This is a genomic window from Marinomonas fungiae (genome assembly GCF_001418205.1).
GTDB lineage: Bacteria > Pseudomonadota > Gammaproteobacteria > Pseudomonadales > Marinomonadaceae > Marinomonas > Marinomonas fungiae.
Genome location: NZ_LIQF01000025.1, coordinates 1 through 18245 on the forward strand (window position 1 = coordinate 1; position 18245 = coordinate 18245).

At 48.2% G+C, this 18245-nt stretch carries 17 protein-coding genes and 3 pseudogenes; 4 read left to right on the forward strand and 16 right to left on the reverse strand.

The genetic code is table 11. From position 1 onward, the window contains the following. Nucleotides 1-130: 130 nt before the first annotated feature. The 3 genes from ASC49_RS19045 to ASC49_RS19055 are packed head-to-tail and all read right to left on the reverse strand — an operon-like array spanning nucleotide 131 to nucleotide 2620. Complete coding sequence (locus ASC49_RS19045) at nucleotides 131-1372, reverse strand: tyrosine-type recombinase/integrase (RefSeq protein ID WP_055464804.1); 1242 nt, start codon at nucleotides 1370-1372, stop codon at nucleotides 131-133. Nucleotide 1373: 1 nt separating this feature from the next. Further along, complete coding sequence (locus ASC49_RS19050; protein WP_040523228.1) at nucleotides 1374-1643, reverse strand: hypothetical protein; 270 nt, start codon at nucleotides 1641-1643, stop codon at nucleotides 1374-1376. Between the two features lie 2 nt (nucleotides 1644-1645). Continuing rightward, nucleotides 1646-2620, reverse strand: coding sequence for a ParM/StbA family protein (locus ASC49_RS19055; protein WP_055464805.1), 975 nt, complete (start codon nucleotides 2618-2620; stop codon nucleotides 1646-1648). Nucleotides 2621-3084: 464 nt separating this feature from the next. On the opposite strand from ASC49_RS19055, the gene mobI reads away from it, so the two are divergent. Continuing rightward, entirely contained in the window at nucleotides 3085-3528 is a 444-nt protein-coding gene (mobI, locus tag ASC49_RS19060; protein WP_055464806.1) for a conjugative transfer protein MobI(A/C), read from the forward strand. A gap of 10 nt (nucleotides 3529-3538) precedes the next feature. Here mobI and umuC read toward each other — a convergent pair whose 3' ends face one another. The 5 genes from umuC to ASC49_RS19080 form a co-directional block, all read right to left on the reverse strand. Then, nucleotides 3539-4549 (reverse strand): translesion error-prone DNA polymerase V subunit UmuC, encoded by a 1011-nt coding sequence (gene umuC, locus ASC49_RS19065; protein WP_245624785.1) that lies wholly within the window; start codon nucleotides 4547-4549, stop codon nucleotides 3539-3541. Nucleotides 4550-4560: 11 nt separating this feature from the next. Continuing rightward, on the reverse strand, nucleotides 4561-4695 hold the full coding sequence (locus tag ASC49_RS20245; protein WP_281175803.1) for a hypothetical protein: 135 nt from the start codon (nucleotides 4693-4695) through the stop codon (nucleotides 4561-4563). Nucleotides 4696-4925: 230 nt separating this feature from the next. Further along, nucleotides 4926-5825 carry a cation diffusion facilitator family transporter gene (locus ASC49_RS19070; protein ID WP_055464808.1) on the reverse strand — a complete coding sequence of 300 codons (900 nt, stop codon included), beginning with the start codon at nucleotides 5823-5825 and terminating at the stop codon, nucleotides 4926-4928. Continuing rightward, nucleotides 5818-6546, reverse strand: a complete 729-nt coding sequence (locus ASC49_RS19075; protein ID WP_055464809.1) for a transglutaminase-like domain-containing protein — start codon at nucleotides 6544-6546, stop codon at nucleotides 5818-5820. Before ASC49_RS19075 ends, ASC49_RS19070 begins: the two co-directional genes overlap by 8 nt. Nucleotides 6547-6558: 12 nt before the next feature. Continuing rightward, nucleotides 6559-7035 (reverse strand): cation transporter, encoded by a 477-nt coding sequence (locus ASC49_RS19080; RefSeq protein WP_211262097.1) that lies wholly within the window; start codon nucleotides 7033-7035, stop codon nucleotides 6559-6561. Between ASC49_RS19080 and ASC49_RS19085 the strand changes: the two genes are divergently transcribed. Continuing rightward, nucleotides 7031-8005, forward strand: coding sequence for an IS5 family transposase (locus ASC49_RS19085; RefSeq protein WP_082443890.1), 975 nt, complete (start codon nucleotides 7031-7033; stop codon nucleotides 8003-8005). The two genes, ASC49_RS19080 and ASC49_RS19085, sit on opposite strands and share 5 nt — an antisense overlap. A gap of 93 nt (nucleotides 8006-8098) precedes the next feature. Here the strand turns inward: ASC49_RS19085 and ASC49_RS19090 are convergent, their stop codons facing one another. Continuing rightward, nucleotides 8099-8683 carry a type 2 periplasmic-binding domain-containing protein gene (locus tag ASC49_RS19090; protein ID WP_055464811.1) on the reverse strand — a complete coding sequence of 195 codons (585 nt, stop codon included), beginning with the start codon at nucleotides 8681-8683 and terminating at the stop codon, nucleotides 8099-8101. Between the two features lie 1010 nt (nucleotides 8684-9693). Next, nucleotides 9694-10768 (reverse strand): annotated as a pseudogene (locus ASC49_RS19100) (IS3 family transposase). Between the two features lie 707 nt (nucleotides 10769-11475). Here ASC49_RS19100 and ASC49_RS19710 point away from each other — a divergent pair. Both ASC49_RS19710 and ASC49_RS20250 read left to right on the forward strand, forming a co-directional pair. Further along, a pseudogene (locus ASC49_RS19710) lies at nucleotides 11476-11659 on the forward strand (IS5/IS1182 family transposase); the annotation flags it as partial. Between the two features lie 171 nt (nucleotides 11660-11830). Further along, nucleotides 11831-11980: a carbon storage regulator gene (locus ASC49_RS20250; protein WP_281175804.1), complete on the forward strand. Its 150-nt coding sequence runs from the start codon at nucleotides 11831-11833 to the stop codon at nucleotides 11978-11980. Between the two features lie 291 nt (nucleotides 11981-12271). Here ASC49_RS20250 and ASC49_RS19115 read toward each other — a convergent pair whose 3' ends face one another. From ASC49_RS19115 to ASC49_RS19140, 6 genes and pseudogenes are all read right to left on the reverse strand, one after another. Then, nucleotides 12272-13432, reverse strand: coding sequence for a Gfo/Idh/MocA family protein (locus ASC49_RS19115; RefSeq protein WP_055464814.1), 1161 nt, complete (start codon nucleotides 13430-13432; stop codon nucleotides 12272-12274). 4 nt (nucleotides 13433-13436) lie between these two features. Then, nucleotides 13437-14495, reverse strand: coding sequence for a sugar phosphate isomerase/epimerase family protein (locus ASC49_RS19120; protein WP_055464815.1), 1059 nt, complete (start codon nucleotides 14493-14495; stop codon nucleotides 13437-13439). A 133-nt stretch (nucleotides 14496-14628) separates the two neighbouring features. After that, nucleotides 14629-15609, reverse strand: coding sequence for an ABC transporter permease (locus ASC49_RS19125; protein ID WP_055464816.1), 981 nt, complete (start codon nucleotides 15607-15609; stop codon nucleotides 14629-14631). Continuing rightward, a complete protein-coding gene (locus tag ASC49_RS19130; RefSeq protein WP_055464817.1) occupies nucleotides 15593-17092 on the reverse strand; it encodes a sugar ABC transporter ATP-binding protein in 1500 nt (499 codons plus the stop codon). The genes ASC49_RS19125 and ASC49_RS19130 overlap by 17 nt, the downstream gene beginning before the upstream one ends. 79 nt (nucleotides 17093-17171) lie before the next feature. Further along, a pseudogene (locus ASC49_RS19135) lies at nucleotides 17172-17831 on the reverse strand (Gfo/Idh/MocA family protein); the annotation flags it as partial. 128 nt (nucleotides 17832-17959) lie between these two features. Then, on the reverse strand, nucleotides 17960-18245 hold a 286-nt coding region (locus ASC49_RS19140; protein WP_141656889.1), incomplete at its 5' end, for a transposase.

Here is an 18245-nt window from a genome sequence, read left to right on the forward strand (position 1 = left end):
CGACGCTCTGGCGAAGAATAAAAGATGGCAGCTTGCCGCAACCTCGTATCAACCGAAATACACGAAACAAGCTTTGGCACATTGAAGACTTGGAAGAGTATGAGAAGAAAGAGGACTGAGCCTCTTTCTTTTACTGTCCGAAACGCCAGTTGAACGGAAAGCCCGTCGGCTCGATGATGGTTTCTAGCTGTTGATACCAAACGTCGTAAGCATGACGCATTTCATCCAGGTACTGATATTGGTTGTAGATAGCATCCAACCCTTTTTTGCTGTGGCCAATCATCAACTCGGCAACTTCTTGCGTCGTGATGGCCGACATTCGTGTTCGCATCGTTCTGCGAAGATCATGCATAGACCAATGTTCCATCTCAATACCAAGCGACCTGCGAGCCCAAATTTTCACATTGTTAGGAATAGTGGTATCAAAGCCATTTGTGGCAAGCTCTTCTTGTCCGTTCGCGGGAAACAAGTAAGTTGATTTGCTCATCTGCATCGCCAGTTCAATCAGCTCGATAGCCGGTTTAATTAGTGGCCGCATGATCGGCGCTCCAATTTTCTCACCTTGTTTGCGGATCTCTATGGGCACTGTCCACATTGCAGATTGCAAGTCAAAGTGATGCTTTTCAGCTTGAATGAGTTCTCCCTTGCGACCGCCCAATAGCAGAAGCAATTTTATGTAGATGCGGTTCTTCTCAGTAATTTTTGACTCGTGCAAATAGCGCCAAAGTATCCTGATCTCGTTATCGTTTAGCACCCGAGTTCGTTTGCCTTTCTTGCCACCGACTTTCTTTGCAGTGATCCCAGCGGCAGCGTTAATTTCCAAAATTTGTTCATCAATCAGCCAGTCATAGAACTTATGCACTACAGACACTAGGCGTTCTGTGTTTGAAGGGGACGACTCCGAAACCTCACGAAGACAGTTTCTTAAGGACAATTCATTGATGTCAGTTAATGGATACTTGCCAAGTCGGGGCAGCAAATATATTTCACTGCTGCGTTTTTGGTAGTGCCACGTTTTCTCCTTTAGCCCTTGCTTACCGGCAGAGTCTATCCAGTCTCGAAAAATCGATTCGAAACTTTGATTGGCAGAATACTTGGCCCGCTCCTGCTGAAGGTAGAGCTTGGGATTTCTGCCCTGATCAAGTACTGCCCTTAACCTATCCAGCTCATTCCTAGCTTCAGCAAGCTTCATAAGTGGGTAAGTACCTATGTCTACCCGCTGTTGCTTGCCATCGAAACGATAACGAAACTGAAAAACAATTTTGCCTTTGGGCGATACCCTAGCACTTAGCCCATCTCGGTCTGCTTTTACTACGGTTTCTTTTGCTTCTTTATTTAACCTGGCATCGAGCCAGCTAACTGATAACGCCATGTTATAAGCCCAGCCCTAGTTTCGATTTTAATGATTGTTTACGTGATTCTGCTTTGGGTTCTGGTGCTGTACTCATAGAAGTCACTTCACCATCTGGTGCATGGCCATCCACCGGTGCAGATGTCGTGGATAGATTGGGTTGGCTCATATGAATTAACCCAAAGGTGGCCAGCATCCTCAGACGCTCAGCGCGTTCCCGTGGCGGCGTCTTTTCTAATTCTTTGAGCAGTTCAGGGTGGCTCCCTGGGGGAATGTTGACGACAACTCTCATGATCAAGCCCCATAAAACCAGAAGCCTCGGACGTTCGCCAAAACAGACTGTTCCGGCACGATGATCTTGCTTCGTGAAAAAATCTCTTTGGCCGCTTCCTTATAAGCCAAGGCTCCCCCTCCGGCGATCAAAACCAAGTCCGCATTGATGCTTTCGTCACGCATGGATTGGCGCATGGCTGTAAGAGCGACAGGCGCTACCTTTTTCATGGCAGCATTCAGATAAGGTGAAATATCGACTTTTTCTCCAAATAGCAGGACCTGCAAGTCGCCTGTTCTCATGGCTTTTTCAAGTCGATCCATTCCGACTTTGGCACCGTGATCTTCTGAAATCAGCTTATCAATGGTTTCCAGTAGCACGGACATTGCCTGAAGACTGGTTCCTGATGAGCTGTAGCGAATTTCTCCGGCCTCAAGGGCAACCCAGTCAACAGAAAAAAAGCCGGGATCTATGACGACGACGCGACCTTCTTCAATCAAGCCCAAATCTCCACCTGTTTGAACCAGATCCATATAGGCACCGGCAGGCTGCGGCAGCACTTTGACGTCATGAACAGTGATGCTGCGCTTAGGCGTCACTTGATGGACACCTTTTAAACGCTGCACAAGGTCAGACTTACGTTGTGGTTCATGAAACTGGGAAACCGGTAATCCAGTGACAACCAAATCGATGGAGTCAGTTTCAGCCATTAACAAGGCGGCATGAAAAAGCGCCTTATAGGTCTTTGTGGTGGGATATTCCGGGTGAAGCTCTCGTTCCCAGCCTTGAAGGCGTCCAGCAGGCACACCAGCCGCCCAACGCTCATTATCGACAGACACATACAAACAAGTCTCATCATCGCCTCCACCGATACGCTCTGGCATACGATCCGCAGGACCGGCACCCGCAGGCAGAATAATGGTTTTCGGTTCACTGCCTGATTGGCCAATTGCCAGCTTCAGGTTCGAGTAACCGATATCTACGCCTAGTACAAACATACTTATCTCCTGTGCACTCAAAGTGCTCTAACGGTTTTCAATCAACCGCACTGGTCACGCTTGGGTATGTCCAAGTGCTCTGGCGGTTCACTCAAATGTCATTATCAGGACTCGGTGCACTGGCGGTGGGCAGAAAGGTGACAAATCCTTTCATCTATCTGCCTATTGCATTTTCGCAAAAGTATGAGAATAGGCTCTGTTTGGCGGCGGATGACCTAGCCAAAAAAATCGAGACGCCAAACGTCGTTTGCATTCTGGCCTGAACTTGCCAAACGGTTTGTATCTTCATGGCAATACGTCTTTTCAGGCATTTTTAAGTGAAATCGGCCTACATCCCTTGTCAGGTATGGGATTGCGCGAGTTGATTAATATCGAGACGCCAAACAGTGATTGTTACCGCAGTTTTACGTTTGGCGTTTCGATCCAAAAGCCAAACGGATAGTGGTTTTGGCTTTTGGGGTTAATTGGATGGGGAAATTGGTTTGGTAGAAATCGTCAATGAACAATGGAAAGCAGAGGTATCAGATTTACTTCAGCAAGAAACAGACAGGCTAAAAGCACTGGCACGAGCTGAAGTTGATGACTTTTGGGTTACCCACTACAAGGTTCGTGAGAATGCGCCCTTTAAAGATTGGGGGCTGCTTGGTGTCCGTATCAGAGACTTTAAGTATGGCTTTGGCATAGAGTGGTACATCAACAGTTTTCACGGTCAACGAGGCAAGCGCGTGGTCTTTAGCAAGGGTCTGCGTATTTCAAAGACGAAGCTGAGATACTCATTTTTGGACTGCCAAGGTCTAGCCAAAGAGTGGGAGTTAGCGCTGGCCATGGAGAAAGAGGAATTCTTCAGTGATGTTCGACGCCAGGTTGATAAGCTCAACATGCTGCGTCGTAGAGTGAATACGTATTGAGTCAACTGCGCTACTTAACTCGCGGCAACTGGTCCCAGCGTGTTGTATAAGCGGGAGACAAATGCTCTCGCTTCATCGACCAATCTTTCTTCGTACCTTGTCCAGCAAAGAAAACCTTTCCGGCACCGCTTTGATTAATGGTATCCAATACAGACATTAACTGCTTGCTGTTAGAGTGGGGCGATACGTCATCGAATAGTCCTGGTTGAAACATGCCGGGATCGTAAAAGTCAGACAGCATGAGGCCCGCTTTAGCATAACGAAAACCATCCTTCCAAATCCGCTTGAGTAAGTGGCTGGCCAGCTCGATAAAATCCCGAGTATCGCAACTGGGGATCAGCAGCTCACCCGATGCGGAGTTGCTGTATTGCGGCTCGGTGTCCTTAAAGGGACTGGTGCGTATGAACACGGTCAGCACTTTGGCTTGCTGCTGTTCTTTGCGTAGCTTCTCAGTGGCGCGGGTTGCGTATTCGCATATGGCTTCACGTAACAATTCAAAGTGCGTCACTTTTACGCCAAATGAACGGCTACAGATAATTTGTTTCTTAGTTGATGGGATCTCTTCAAGTTCAATGCACGACTCACCATTGAGCTCTCTGACGGTTCTTTCTAAAACCACCGAGAACTGGTCTCGGATAGCTCTAGGAGAGGCGTTGGCGAGGTCTAGGGCTGTTGTGATACCCAGAGCATTTAATCGCTTAGAAAGCCGTCTACCAACGCCCCAAACATCATCAACTGGGACTAATGCAAGCAATCGACGTTGCCGATCTGGATTGGTCAGGTCTACAACCCCCTGAGTGGCGGGATATTTCTTGGCGGCATGGTTTGCCAGTTTGGCGAGTGTTTTAGTCAGTGCAATGCCTACACAGACGGTGATCCCAATCCAGTTACCTATCCGCTCTCGCACTTGTTGTCCGAACTCGACAAGGGATATGGCAGACTCAATACCGGTTAAGTCCAAAAACGCTTCGTCAATGGAGTAAACCTCTACTCGTGGTGCCATCTCCTCCAAAGTGCGCATCACTCGACTGCTTAAATCTGCGTACAGCGCGTAATTGGACGAGAATGCCAAAATACCCCATGACGCTGCATTTCAGCTTTGATTTGAAAGACGGGTACGCCCATTTTAATACCGAGTAACTTAGCTTCACGCGACCGTGCAACCACGCAGCCGTCATTGTTCACCGTTACACTTTTAATTGATTGATTGATTGATTGATTGATTGATTGATTGATTGTTGTTAAAAGCCTTTAAAAGTAAGGCTTGTAGGAGGCTTATGCAATTCACAATGTTTTAAGTGATAAGTTGAGAATTTTAGGGGGATATTTCTTATATTCTCAATTTTTAAAGCGAATAAATTTTAGCTTAAGCTGAATAAGTCTTAACTTGTTGTCGATTAGCTTGCGTCACGACATGGCTCGTTCATAAACTCAATCTCAATTGTTGTATGAGCAAAATCAAACTCTTTAAGCTCATGCTGTAACTCTAGTTTGTACGATTTCAGTTTTTCGTTAGATATTTCAGTGTTTAAAACAATATGAGCGGTCAAAACGTTGTTTTCACCATCGAGTGACCAGATGTGTAAGTGATGTACTTCACCCACAATGGCTTTAGAAAGTATTTTCGATTTAATATTTTCAATAAGCTCAATATCTGGTGTCGCTTGCAAGAACAGCATAAGTGTCGATTTCAATGTTCTTACAACGTTAAATAAAATAAAAAGAGTAAAACAAATCGATAAAATAGGGTCGAGTATAGGCCACTCAACAAACATCAATACAATTGATACGATAAAAATAGCTATCCAGCCTAAAACATCTTCAAGCAAGTGCCAGTTTAAAACTCGTTCATTTAGGGTCTTTCCATGACTTAGCTTATAGGCAGCGTAACCGTTAACAACCATGCCAAAAATAGCTAATAAGAGCATTCCTTCGACTTGAGGCATTTCGGGGTTAGCTAATCTTGGTATAGCCTCAATTAGTACAAAAATAGAACCAACAGTTAATACCAAACCGTTAATCAATGCGCCAAGCAATGAAAAGCGCTTGTAACCGTATGAAAACTGGCTAGAGGCAGGCTTGTTACTGAGCTTATTCAATCCCCATGCGGTGCCTATGGAAATGCTATCTCCTAAATCATGGATTGCATCAGCCATGATTGCCGTACTATTGGTTAACCAACCTCCAATAAATTCGATGATGGTAAACGTGAGGTTGAGAAAAAAAGCCCAGCCAATACGTCTCGAAGCGTCCTCATCATTGTGAGAGTGATTATGACCGTGAGAGTGGCTATGCATGTTGAGCCTCGGCGTTTACATTTTTTCCTCTAAGCCTTTGTACATTCCAATTAATGATATGGCGGATAAAGTTTTGATACGCCCAACGTTTTATACCCGTTAGATTGGTTCCCTGCTTAGCATAGAATGCATCGGGTGAATCATATAGGCCAAAGTCGTCGTGTATGCCTTCTTTTTGGATATAAGTATCTTTCCCTGCCCAGTTAGTCACTGGGTTACTTATGCAGGTAGTAGCGATGCCATAACCACAAAAACTATCTTTAGCTTGACTGAATTTGGATTGAATTGAACTTAGATAAGCTTCGTCGAGAATAAAGCCTTCTAAATTGATCCACTCACCATCATAGAGCACTTCTACCCAGCTATGGATAATATATTTGGGGGCAAGCCAAAATACATAAGAGGGAATAGCGCCTTTTTGAAGCTGTTGGTCAATCGTGAAGCTATGAAATCGGCACTGAATACCGAGCGCTCGTAATAGAACCATTAACAAATTTCCCTTTGTATTGCACTGTCCATAGCCATCGGCTAAAACTTCACTTGCGGCGATATCATCGCTGCGGTTGTAACCGAACTGAATCTCTTCTTTAACAAAGGTGTAAGCAGCTCCAATCTTGTTGTAATCATCCAAAGTTTGCCAATTTCGCTCCGCTATTAACGATTGGATGCTTTGATCATCAAAGTCTAATATTTTTGTTTTCTCTAGATAATTAGCATTCATTATCAATCTCCTTTAAGAACATGATTTTGATTTACTTCCGCTACAGCCATTGTTTTCGCTTGTTAACTCTGCGTTGCTCAGCTCTTTCTTCGCATCAGTAATAATCAGGTAAGCCCCTCTTAAAATTAGGGTTGCAATCACACTACCAATCACAATGTCAGGCCAGCGTGAATCAAGCAGCATCACCAGCACACCAGCAGCAATTACGCCCATATTTGCGATCACATCGTTGGCTGAAAATATCCAGCTTGCACGCATATGCACTTCACCATTGTTATGCTTTCTGATTAAAACTAAACAAATAACGTTTGCTATTAATGCAATAAAACCAAAGCCGATCATGAACCAAGAGTGAGGCTCACCTGCTCCGAGTATTCTTCTTACTATGTCAAAGATTATCAGTAATCCGAGTGTTAGGGAACATGCGATTAAGTCGGTAACATGAGATAATCTTGCCGACTTAATCTGACTACGACTCCAGCCGATCATGAACCAACTCTCTTTCGCCGACACAGAATTTACCAGTAAACGCCGCAAAACTCGCAAAGAACTCTTCCTTGGTCGAATGGATGAATTAATTCCTTGGCAGCAGCTTGAAGACCAAATTGAGCCCTTCTATCCAAAAGCAGGCAATGGTCGTCGCCCCTATCCTTTGTCTACCATGTTGCGTATTCATTTTATGCAGAACTGGTACAACATGGGGGACCCAGCCATGGAGGACGCGCTTTATGAGATTACCTCGATGCGGCTGTTTGCTGGGTTATCTTTAGAAGGAGCAATACCTGATCGCACCACCATTATGAACTTCAGGCATTTACTGGAAAAAAATAAGCTTGGACGTAAGCTCTTTAAAGAAGTCCACAAATGGCTATCAGATTCAGGCATCTACTTCAAAGAAGGCACCATCGTTGACGCGACGATTATTGAAGCCGCTAGCTCGACCAAAAATAAAGCCAAATCACGTGACCCAGAAATGCATCAAACCAAGAAAGGAAATCAATGGTTCTTTGGGTTGAAGGCACATATTGGAGTCGATGCTAAACGTGGCTTGGTGCACAGTTTTACCACCACTTCTGCCAATGAACATGATCTAAACCAAATCACTGAACTCATGCATGGCGATGAGACGTTTGTCTCTGCCGACTCAGGCTATCGTGGCGTAGAAAAACGTGAGGAAACCAAAGATAAGAAGTTGGACTGGTTGATTGCGGAAATGCCAAGCAAGGTTCGGGAATGGAAGAAACATCCCCGTATTAATAAAACCCCCATCAATACTGAGTACATAAAAGCGAGCATCAGAGCAAAAGTCGAGCACCCGTTTCGAATATTGAAGTGCCAGTTTGACTTCCGAAAAGTAGTCTATAAAGGATTATCAAAAAATGACAACAAGCTCGCGGTGTTGTTTGCACTGGGAAACATACTGCGAGTGGATCAGATGATAAGGTCTGCACGGGGTTAATCCGTCTGGATGACGGTAGTTGGAGCTTTAAAGGCTTCAAATAGAGGATAAGACACGCTAAAAACTGGGGTTTTGAGCAAATTGAAAAGTAAATCAAGTCAGTAGTGATTTCGTACTAACTAACTGACTTAATCGCATGTTCCCTAGCATTTCACCACCTACAGCATTAGGGCGACGAATTTTTAAACCTTCAAAATCACTTGGCTTCTGAATTTCTTTATTTTTAGTATGGAGATAGGCAGGGCCGGTCGTAAAGAGAAAAAGCACATGACTGTCATTATATTCTTGACTAATATCCCCCTCGTCATAAAGGGTTTGGAAAATACAAGCACCTTGTAGTGCTGAAGACGATATACCGGGTAATTGGACTATTTCAGATAATGGAAATCTTCCTGCATTATAGCCTTGCACGACCGCGCTAATATCTGCGATGCCATTTACAGCGCCATCGTATGCATTATTTGCTTTTACGAGGGTTTGAGAAGCGTACATCTCAACTTTGAGTTCACCGTTTGATTCCTCCATGATTTTTTTCGCCCACTGATCAAATAATTTAGTGTGAACATCAGAGGTTGCTGGCCATATATGGGCTAAGCGAATGGTTGTCTCTGCTAAAACAGCGGCTGAAGGGAGAGATAGTGATGCAATCACTAAAAATTTTTTAGATATGTTTTTCATGTTTGCCTCATATTGCTTTTATTTTTATTTGGGTTTTCGATTGCTTTAACCTCTATAAGGTTAATCAAGCACAGATTAACAATATGTCTCATGTTCAAATTAAACAAATCGATAGTATTTTTAAATAAAATAGATGGAATCTATTTTTATTCGGGCTTGGAGAGTCTCCTGCAATTAAGGCAGGGTATGCAAGTAAGGTAAGTCTTCTTATAGAGCGCTTTCAGGCTTTGATAACGGCTTCTTGCCTTGTTCCATGGAAATGATCATTCTACCTGAGACGTTGCCAAAAAATTGACTGAACATATGTTGCTGTGTGATTACTTGGGGTTTGTACTGGAAGATATGCTTGTAACGTGCGATTGGCGTATATTGCTTTTACAGCTGTTTATCTGAGTCTGACTTGTCTATGAGGAGACTCAGTCAACTCATATCAAGTCCTCAAGTTTACTGTGCACTTTTGGTTAAGGAAAGATGTGCTTCATCTATCGCTCCCTCACCACCTCATCTTGGTATTTAAGATATACCAAAAGCTTGTTCTTACATTTTTCTGGTACAGGGCACCATTTGGTTGCCTTCTTTAATTTCTTAATTTAAAATCAATGACTTAGTAATTATTAAGCTTTTTTTGCGTTTCAGCTTATTCTCCTGTTTTGGCCGTTTTTAGCCTAGTTTCTCCAAGAACTTTCACACCGTTTCCACAAAATTGTGAACCTATCTAGTTTCACGGCTATGCTTGTCTCTCAATCAATCGAAGTTGGTAATCGTTCTGATACCAAAAACATACTGATGGGTCATATCATCTACTCGCTGTTTTTAAGCGATTTTCGACTGAAAGCCTACGAAGAAAACGACAGCAAAACGTTCAATTATACCACATTCGCAGTGCTATCAAAGTTGACTGATTTTATTACAGTTTTCACGTTTAGGGGTGCCTTGCTCAACTGACTTTTTTTGTTAACTTCGAGAGAAATGGTAATCCTCCCTTTTTTAACTCAGTTCAAAAGTAGAGGTTAAGCAGCCATTAGAGGTGGCTTACCTCCGTTGGCAGTATGTGGCCTTTCATGATTGTAAAACCACAGCCATTCTGTTGCATATTCTTGGACTTCTTCAAGCGTATCAAATAGGTGTTTGCTGACCCATCCATATCTCGCTGTTCGATTGTAACGCTCAATATACGCATTTTGTTGAGGGTTACCTGGCTGAATATAGTCTATTCTGATGCCTTTCTTTTTTGCCCACTTAACGAACTCATGGCTAATAAACTCCGGGCCATTATCACAGCGAAGAGCTATAGGTTTCCTCCGCCACTCCAGTAGTTGATCTAGAACCCGAATCACTCTCTGTGACGGCAAGGAGAAGCCTGCTTCCATGGCCAATCCCTCACGTTTATAGTCGTCGATCACATTAAACAGACGGTACTTTCGTCCATCTACCAACTGATCATGCATAAAGTCCATCGACCAGACTTGGTTCGGTTTTGTCGATTCTTTCAGTGGTTCCGGTGTGTTTCGCTTAAGCCGACGTCTTGGGCGAATGCGTAGATTCAGAGCCAGCTCACAGTAAATGCGGTACACACGCTTATGATTCCAAGGATAGCCCTTTGTATTGCGAAGGTAATTGAAGCATTGACCAAAGCCCCAATCCGTTTGCTCTACGGTAAGATTGACCAGTAGCTTTGCAATCCGTGTGTTTTCATCGCTGTTTTGGCTCTGATAACGATAGCAGGTTTCACTGATCGAAAAAGCCGAGCAAGCCAAACGAATGCTCACCATCCTAGTTGCCACAGCATCCAAAGCCATCATTCTTCGCTCAGATGGCTTTACCACTTCTTTGCCATGGCTTCCTGAATGATCTCAGCTTTTAAGCGTTCCTCAGCATACATCTTTTTAAGACGACGGTTTTCTTCTTCAAGCTCTTTCATTCGAGCCATTAGTGATGCATCCATACCACCGTATTTTGCTCGCCATTTGTAGAATGAGGCCGCACTCATTCCGTGCTCCCGACATAGTTCAGGATCGGTGCGCCCGCTTCCGCTTATTTCAAAATCGCCATGATCTGGCTATCGGTATAACGTGACTTTTTCATGCAGAACCTCCTGCGTTTAGATTACGAGAAAATTCTACTTTTGACTGCTGTTATTTTTCGGGGGGATTACCGGGCATTTAACAGAGTTTTAGGAAAGTGAATTGTGACTTTTGACTTAAGAATTTCTCGTATCGCATGATTGATGTGCATAGTGTTAGTGTTGCTCCTGTCGAAGTTATAACTTTGTTGTACAACAAGTCGAAGGAGCTGCAAGAGGTGAACTTGGACTTTTTTGGGAAAAATTTTGTGCTGTATAGGCAGAAAGCGGCAGAGGCTCTTGATAAATTTCTGTTTTGGAAAGGGACAATGATTCGGCAGTTACAAAGAGCACCGTAGCGGAGCGCTGAATATATATTTGTATATTTAAACTATACAGATTTTGTATACCTAAACAGAGAAAGAGGGCGCATAGTAGAGCTACCTGCATGATTTTATTTCCGGTAATTCCTATTATCGGAAACAAATATATAAGAGCTTAACATTCATAATGTATTCATTCAGAGTTATATAACCTTGGTTTTCTACTCAGTCGGCTTAAAATAGGCCCATCCGATCATCTTTATAGGCTTAGGAACATGCGATTAAGTCGTCGTCCATGAATAACTCTCAACCCATTTAATGCAAAGTGTTTTTATAAGATAGTGAATGCCTAAATCTTGCTATAAATACGCCATAAGGCCCAAAAAGTTGCAGAACAGGTGAGTTTTATGAAGCCTCGTCAGACAAAGACCATACCGCAAAAGGATTTATTTCAACCACAGCTCGTTGACATCATTAACCCTAACCACCCTTTAAGTTCGACTGGCTAAGGTTATTGATTGGTACCAGTTGGACAACAAATTGGGGGGACACTTCTCAACCGTGGGTGCCGCTGCGTTACCCACTCGCCTTAACTCGGATACGGCGGAATACAGCTGCCCTACTAGCTTTTGTAGCTTCTGGTGGTCAATCATGACGGTCCACTCAAAGTAACCTCAAATCCGAATACTAATAAGTCCAGCACGTCTGCTACCCTTAAAGACGATAACCTATCTTGTATCGGAGCACTTAACCATAAGGCATATAACGCTCTTCGATGGTGAGTCACTATACATCGGCGACAGTATCAAGATCATCATTGACCGATGCGTCGACGACGGGAACAAAACTAGACTGGGTATAGATGCCCCGAAGGACGTTACCGTGGTTCGAAAAGAGCTGATCGCGCGCTAGTCACGATCCAAGACGTGATTGATGCTTAATCTCAGAAATATTGGCGGGTGGCTTTGAACTGATCTGAAACCGTCAACTTACACTCATGGCCCTAAGCAGACATTTAGTCCGCAGTGCCTCACCACACCTAACAGCACTTAGCAGCCCAAAGCCAATAGCTGCAAGGCGCACATTGCGCCTTAACAGGATCGTTCTGGATTCTCTGAACCGGACGTTAGATGATTGCCCAGAGCATCTACCGGAGTCGGTACAAAACGAACATTACCAAATCGATTTGTGGACGAATTGAAATCAGTCCTGCGTCAGGCTTACCCAGCTACCCCGAGACCTGACGGCCGCATCGATAAACAGCAGCCCCTCAATTCCGCTTTGAACGGAGGGTACAAGACCTCCCTGAGCGTGGCTGTCGTCATCCAGTTGCCGTGCGCGGATCGCAGTAGCGATATCGCTGTAGAGGCTGGCGAAGGCTTCCAGATAACCCTCGGGATGTCCGGCGGGTGTGCGCGTCACCGCACTCGCTGCAGACGACAGGCCGGCTCCACCGCGGGTCAGCAGTCGCCGCGGTTCACCGAACGGGCAGTACCAGAGTTGGTTCGGATTTTCCTGCTGCCACTCCAGTCCCCCCTTCTCGCCGTAGATACGGATCGCGAGATGGTTTTCGTTGCCGGACGCCACCTGGCTGGCCCAGAGCATCCCGCGTGCCCCACCTTTGAAGCGCAGCATCATATGGACATTGTCGTCGAGTTGGCGACCGGGGCCGAAGGAGCTCAGGTCCGCACAGAGGCGCTCCGTTTCAAGACCGGTGATAAATGAGAGCAGATTAAAGGCATGGGTACCGATATCGCCAATGCAACCGCCGGCCCCGGCCTGGGCAGGATCATTCCGCCAACTGGCTTGCTTCTGCCCTTCATTCTCGATCGATTCGGTCAGCCAATCCTGGGCATATTCAACTTGCACAACCCGCAGAGCTCCCAGCCGACCTTCAGCAATCATCTGGCGGGCCTCACGCACCAGCGGATAAGCGGTGTAGTTGTGGGTCAGCGCAAACAGCGCCTTACTGCGCTCGGCAAGGCTCACCAGCTCGCGGGCGTCTGCCAGCGAGGCCGTCATCGGCTTGTCGCAGATCACATGAATCCCGACACTGAGAAAGGCTCGGGCTACCGGAAAGTGCATATGATTGGGCGTCACGATGGCAACAGCTTCGATGCCATCCGGCCGTTCCACCTCGCGCTGGGCCATCTCCAGAAAATCGGCATAGATCCGGTCCTCTGCTAGCCCCAGTCTCTCGCCAGAGAGACGCGCCTTGTCTGGGGACGACGACAGGGCCCCGGCTACCAGCTCATACTGGCCGTCAAGCCTGGCAGCGAATCGGTGCACGTTGCCAATAAAGGCGTCGATACCACCGCCCACCATGCCCAGACGTATTGGTCGGGCGTAACCTTCCTGTTGCATGGGTTCAGCCTCCTATTCCAAGCATCTTGCGGTTCATCGCCTCGTCGCTGCCGGCATCGGCAAAGTCGTCAAACGCTCGATCGGTGACCTGAATGATATGGTCGCCGATAAACGCTGCGCCCTCGCGGGCCCCGACTTCCGGATGCTTGAGGCAGCATTCCCACTCCAGCACCGCCCAGCCGTCGAAATCCATGGCCGCCAGCTTGGCGAATATCCCCTTAAAGTCGACCTGGCCATCGCCCAGAGAACGGAAGCGGCCGGCGCGCTCGACCCAAGACTGGTAGCCACCGTAGGCCCCCATGCGTCCATTGGGATTGAATTCAGCATCCTTGACATGAACCATTTTGATCCGATCACGATAGATATCCATGAATGCTAGGTAGTCGATGGACTGCAACACGAAATGGCTGGGATCGAACAAAATATTACAACGCGGGTGCTGCTCAACCCTGTCTAGGAACATCTCGAAGCTGGCGCCGTCGTGCAGATCCTCCCCCGGATGAATCTCGTAACACAGGTCGACACCAGCATTGTCGAAAGCATCGAGAATTGGCCGCCAGCGTTTTGCCAGTTCATCGAAGGCGGTCTCAATCAGGCCCGCCGGACGCTGCGGCCAGGGATAGATATAGGGCCAGGCCAGCGCGCCGGAAAAGGTCGCATGGGCGCTCAGCCCTAGGTTGCAGGACGCCTTGGCCGCCAGCATTAACTGGTCGGCGGCCCAGTTGGCACGGGCCTTGGGATTGCCGCGCACCTCGGGCGGCGCAAAGCCGTCGAAGGTCTCGTCATAAGCCGGATGTACAGCCACCAGTTGCCCCTGCAGGTGTGTCGACAGTTCGGTTATCTGCACGCCCTGCTCGGCGGCCAGGCCGTTCAACTCATCGCAGTAATCGAGGGACTCTGCTGCCAGCCTCAGGTCAATCAGGCGGCTGTCCCAACTCGGGACCTGAACCCCTTTGAAACCCAGATCAGCCGCCCAGCGGCAGATCGACGCGAAGCTGTTGAATGGCGCCTCATCATCGGCGAATTGCGCCAGGAAAATTGCAGGACCTTTAATCGTTTTCATAGTGTTTACCCATTCAATCTCTGGGACGTTCCGCCCTAACTCAGGCAACAGGAACCCCAGGCGTCCAAAACAGACGCTGAAAATAATCCAAGCAGTACATAACCTGCCGGACGGAACCGGCACGTCAGCCCGATCAGCGTTGTGCGGCTTTTTTACCGAAGGCCACGGCCAGAATGATGATCAGACCCTTAACCACCATCTGCTGGCTGACATCCAGCCCCATGATGATCAAACCGTTGTTGATCATGCCGATCATCAACGCACCGAAAATGGTACCAATGACGGTTGCAGTGCCGCCAAAAAGGCTGGTGCCACCGAGGATGACAGCAGCAATAACCGACAGCTCGTCCCCTTCGCCGAAGGTAAAGCGCGCCGAGTAGATGCGTCCGGCGTATAGCATGCCGGCAAGCCCCGCGAGCATACCTGAGCCCACCATAACCAGCAGTTTGATACGCTTGACGTTAACGCCGGAGAATTCCGCGGCGTTCTCATTTCCGCCCACCGCCAGCGTGCGTCTGCCGTACGCGGTTTTGCGCAGCAGCACATGGCCGATGATGCCGATCACGACCATCCAGACTAGCAACACCGGAATGGGACCCAAATCGCCCGAACCAAACAGGAAGGTAAAGCTCTCATTCAGAATCGGGACCGGTGCAGTATCAGTGACCCACATTGCCAGGCCCTTGGTGATGATCATCATGCCCAGCGTTACCAGAAACGCTGGTATCGCAATCTGAGTAATCAGCAGACCATTGATCAGGCCAATCAGAGCGCCTGTGCCGAGGCCCGCGATTATCCCACCGAACATGCCGAGCCCAGCCTGCATCGCCAACGCAGATATCAATGCAGACAAAGCGGCGACCGAGCCAACCGAAAGGTCGATCTGAGCGGCCCCGATTACAAAGGTCATGGCCACGGCCATAATCGCGATCATCGCAGTCTGACGGGCGATATTCAGCAGGTTGTTAGTCGACAGAAAGCCTTCGTCGTAAAGGGTCACGGAGAAATAGAAGAACACCGCCACGAAGGCGACATAAACGATGTAACGACGCCAGTCGAAACCACGCAGCGAAAAGCGCGTGCTGGCCGGCAGACTATTAGCCTTGGATTGCATGTTGCAATACCTCCTCGGATGCGATGTTTTTACGATCAAATTGCTGCGCCACACTTCCCTGATGGAAAACGATGACACGGTCAGCCAGGGCCAGCAGCTCGGTAAGTTCCGACGACACCACCAGCACCGCCTTGCCCGCATCGGCGAACTGCCGGATGATTTCCATGATTTCGGTTTTGGCACCGATATCGACGCCGATGGTTGGCTCATCGAGCAGCAGTATGTCAGGCGCATTGACCAGCCATTTAGCCAGCACGATCTTCTGTTGATTACCGCCTGACAGCAGATTGGCGGCCTTGAAAATATTGTCGGTCTTGATGTTCAGCCTGCGAACATAGTCCTGAACGATTACCTCTCCGGCGGGATCATCGACGAACAGGCCCTTCTTTATCCGGTTGAGGATCGGCAGCAACATATTGCTTTTGACATCCTGATCCAGCACCAAACCCTGTACCCGCCGGTCTTCAGGCACCAGCGCAAGACCCGCCGCAATCGCATCGTCCGGGCGGCGAATTGCCGTTTTCGAACCATTGATAAAAACTTCCCCCCGGTCGATCGGATCGATTCCGAAAAGTGCGCGCATTGTTTCAGAGCGGCCGCTGCCCATCAGCCCGGCAATACCCAGAATTTCGCCTCGGTGAAGATCGAAACTGACGCCGCGAACACGGCTACCGGAATGGAGATCGCTCACTCGGAGCAGTGGCTCGCCCGTGCGGTCGTACTGGCGCTCGGACCAGACGAACGCCTGCTCCATATTGCCGCCAATAATGTGCTCTATCATCCGCTCAATGGTCAGGCTGTCATGACTTTCCGTCAGCACCCATTTACCGTCTCGTAGAATGGTGGTGCGATCGCAGATCTCGAATATCTCGTCCATACGGTGCGAGATATAGATTACGGAAATCTCCTTTTCCTTGAGCTTTTTAATGAACCTGAACAGGACTTCGGTCTCGTTTTCCGTTAACGAGGAGGTCGGCTCATCCATTATCAGAATCTTGGCGTTCTTGGAAAGAGCCTTGGTAATTTCCGTCATCTGCCAGTATCCCACGCCGAGTTGTTCAACCGGCGTATTGGGATCGATATCAACGTTGAGTTCCTGCAACAACTCCCGGGTCTTGCGTACACAGGCCCGGTCGTCAATAAGCCCCATAGCAGTCCTGGGTTCGAGGTTCAGGAAAATATTCTGCGCGACCGTCAGCGACGGTACCAGGCTGAACTCCTGAAAGATCATGGCTATGCCGTGGGCTTCAGCATCCTCGGTGTTCTGGATCTCGATTGACTGTCCGTCCAGCAGTACCGCGCCCTCATCAGCTCGATACACGCCGGTCAGGATCTTCATAAGCGTGGACTTGCCAGCACCATTGCCACCCATCAGGGCATGCACTTCGCCCTTCCTCAGCTCGAAGCCGACTTCTTTGAGAACCGGTATGCCGTTGAAAGCCTTGCAGATGTTGGACATTTTTAAATGAACTTGGGTATCCATCGTGCTTACCTTTGTGAATGTGGCCCTCCGCCACAAGCGACGGAGGGCTCAGATAAAGCAGTAATCAGCGAGAGCAGTATCAGATTTCGTCAACCGAAACCCAACGACCTTCCTGCGCCGACTTCAGAATCGCATCGGCAATCTGCTCGATACGGTACCCGTCAGAAAAGTTAGGCGATACGTCCGTGTCTTCGACTATCGACTTGACCAGATCATAGGTTTCGATGATCTTGGTCTCGCCATAGCCGATGCCCAGTGCAGGAATCGGCCAGAGGCCGTCACCGTAAGGATGTGCCGGACCGGTATAAACGGTACGGAAACCACGTCGGTCTTCAGGATCATCCTTGAAGAACACCTTCAACTCGTCGCGACGCTCGTAGTTAAAAGAGATAGACCCTTTTTCACCGTGCACCTCGAAGGTCAGGAAGTTATTGCGACCATAACCGTTGCGGGTTGCCTCGATGCTACCGATAGCACCGTTTTCGAAGCGCAACATCGACAGCACCTCATCGTCGACATCGACCGGGCGCTTTTCAACATCGCCACTGCTCTTGACCGTGCCGAGCTTGTCGACACCGCCGGCCTGCACCGGACGCTCGTTGATCCAGGTCTTGGTGGTCGCCATGACTTCGGCGATATCACCGACCAGGTAGCGAGCGAAATCGAGCACATGGGTGCCGATATCGCCCAGGGTGCCAGAACCTGCAATAGGGCGCCTCGAAAAACCCTGCTGCTCGTCGCCTGAACAGCTAAACTGCCCGGAACAGCTGTTTTCGACTTGATATCATGCCGGTCTCAGGGTCAGTGGCACCGGCTGCGGTCGTCTCTCAGTGTGCCCATCAGGCACATTGAGCCGCCACCAACGACTCAAAATGCCTTAATCCCGGCCCGCTGGAAGTACACCAACCGCTTCAGGTTGTAGCAGGCAGCCATCATTGTCATCGCAAAGTTGGCCCTCGCCTGGCCCACTGTGCGGATCAACTTGCCCCCCATCTGATCGATGCTGGCGAACACATGCTCGACGCGGGCACGGGTTTTGGCGATCCGCTTATTGCGACGTTGTTGGCACTCCGATAACGGTTTCTGGCGGTGGCCTTTGCGCTGAATATGGTTGCGGTAGCCGTGCTCTTTCAGCCAGGCTTCCCGCTCGGTC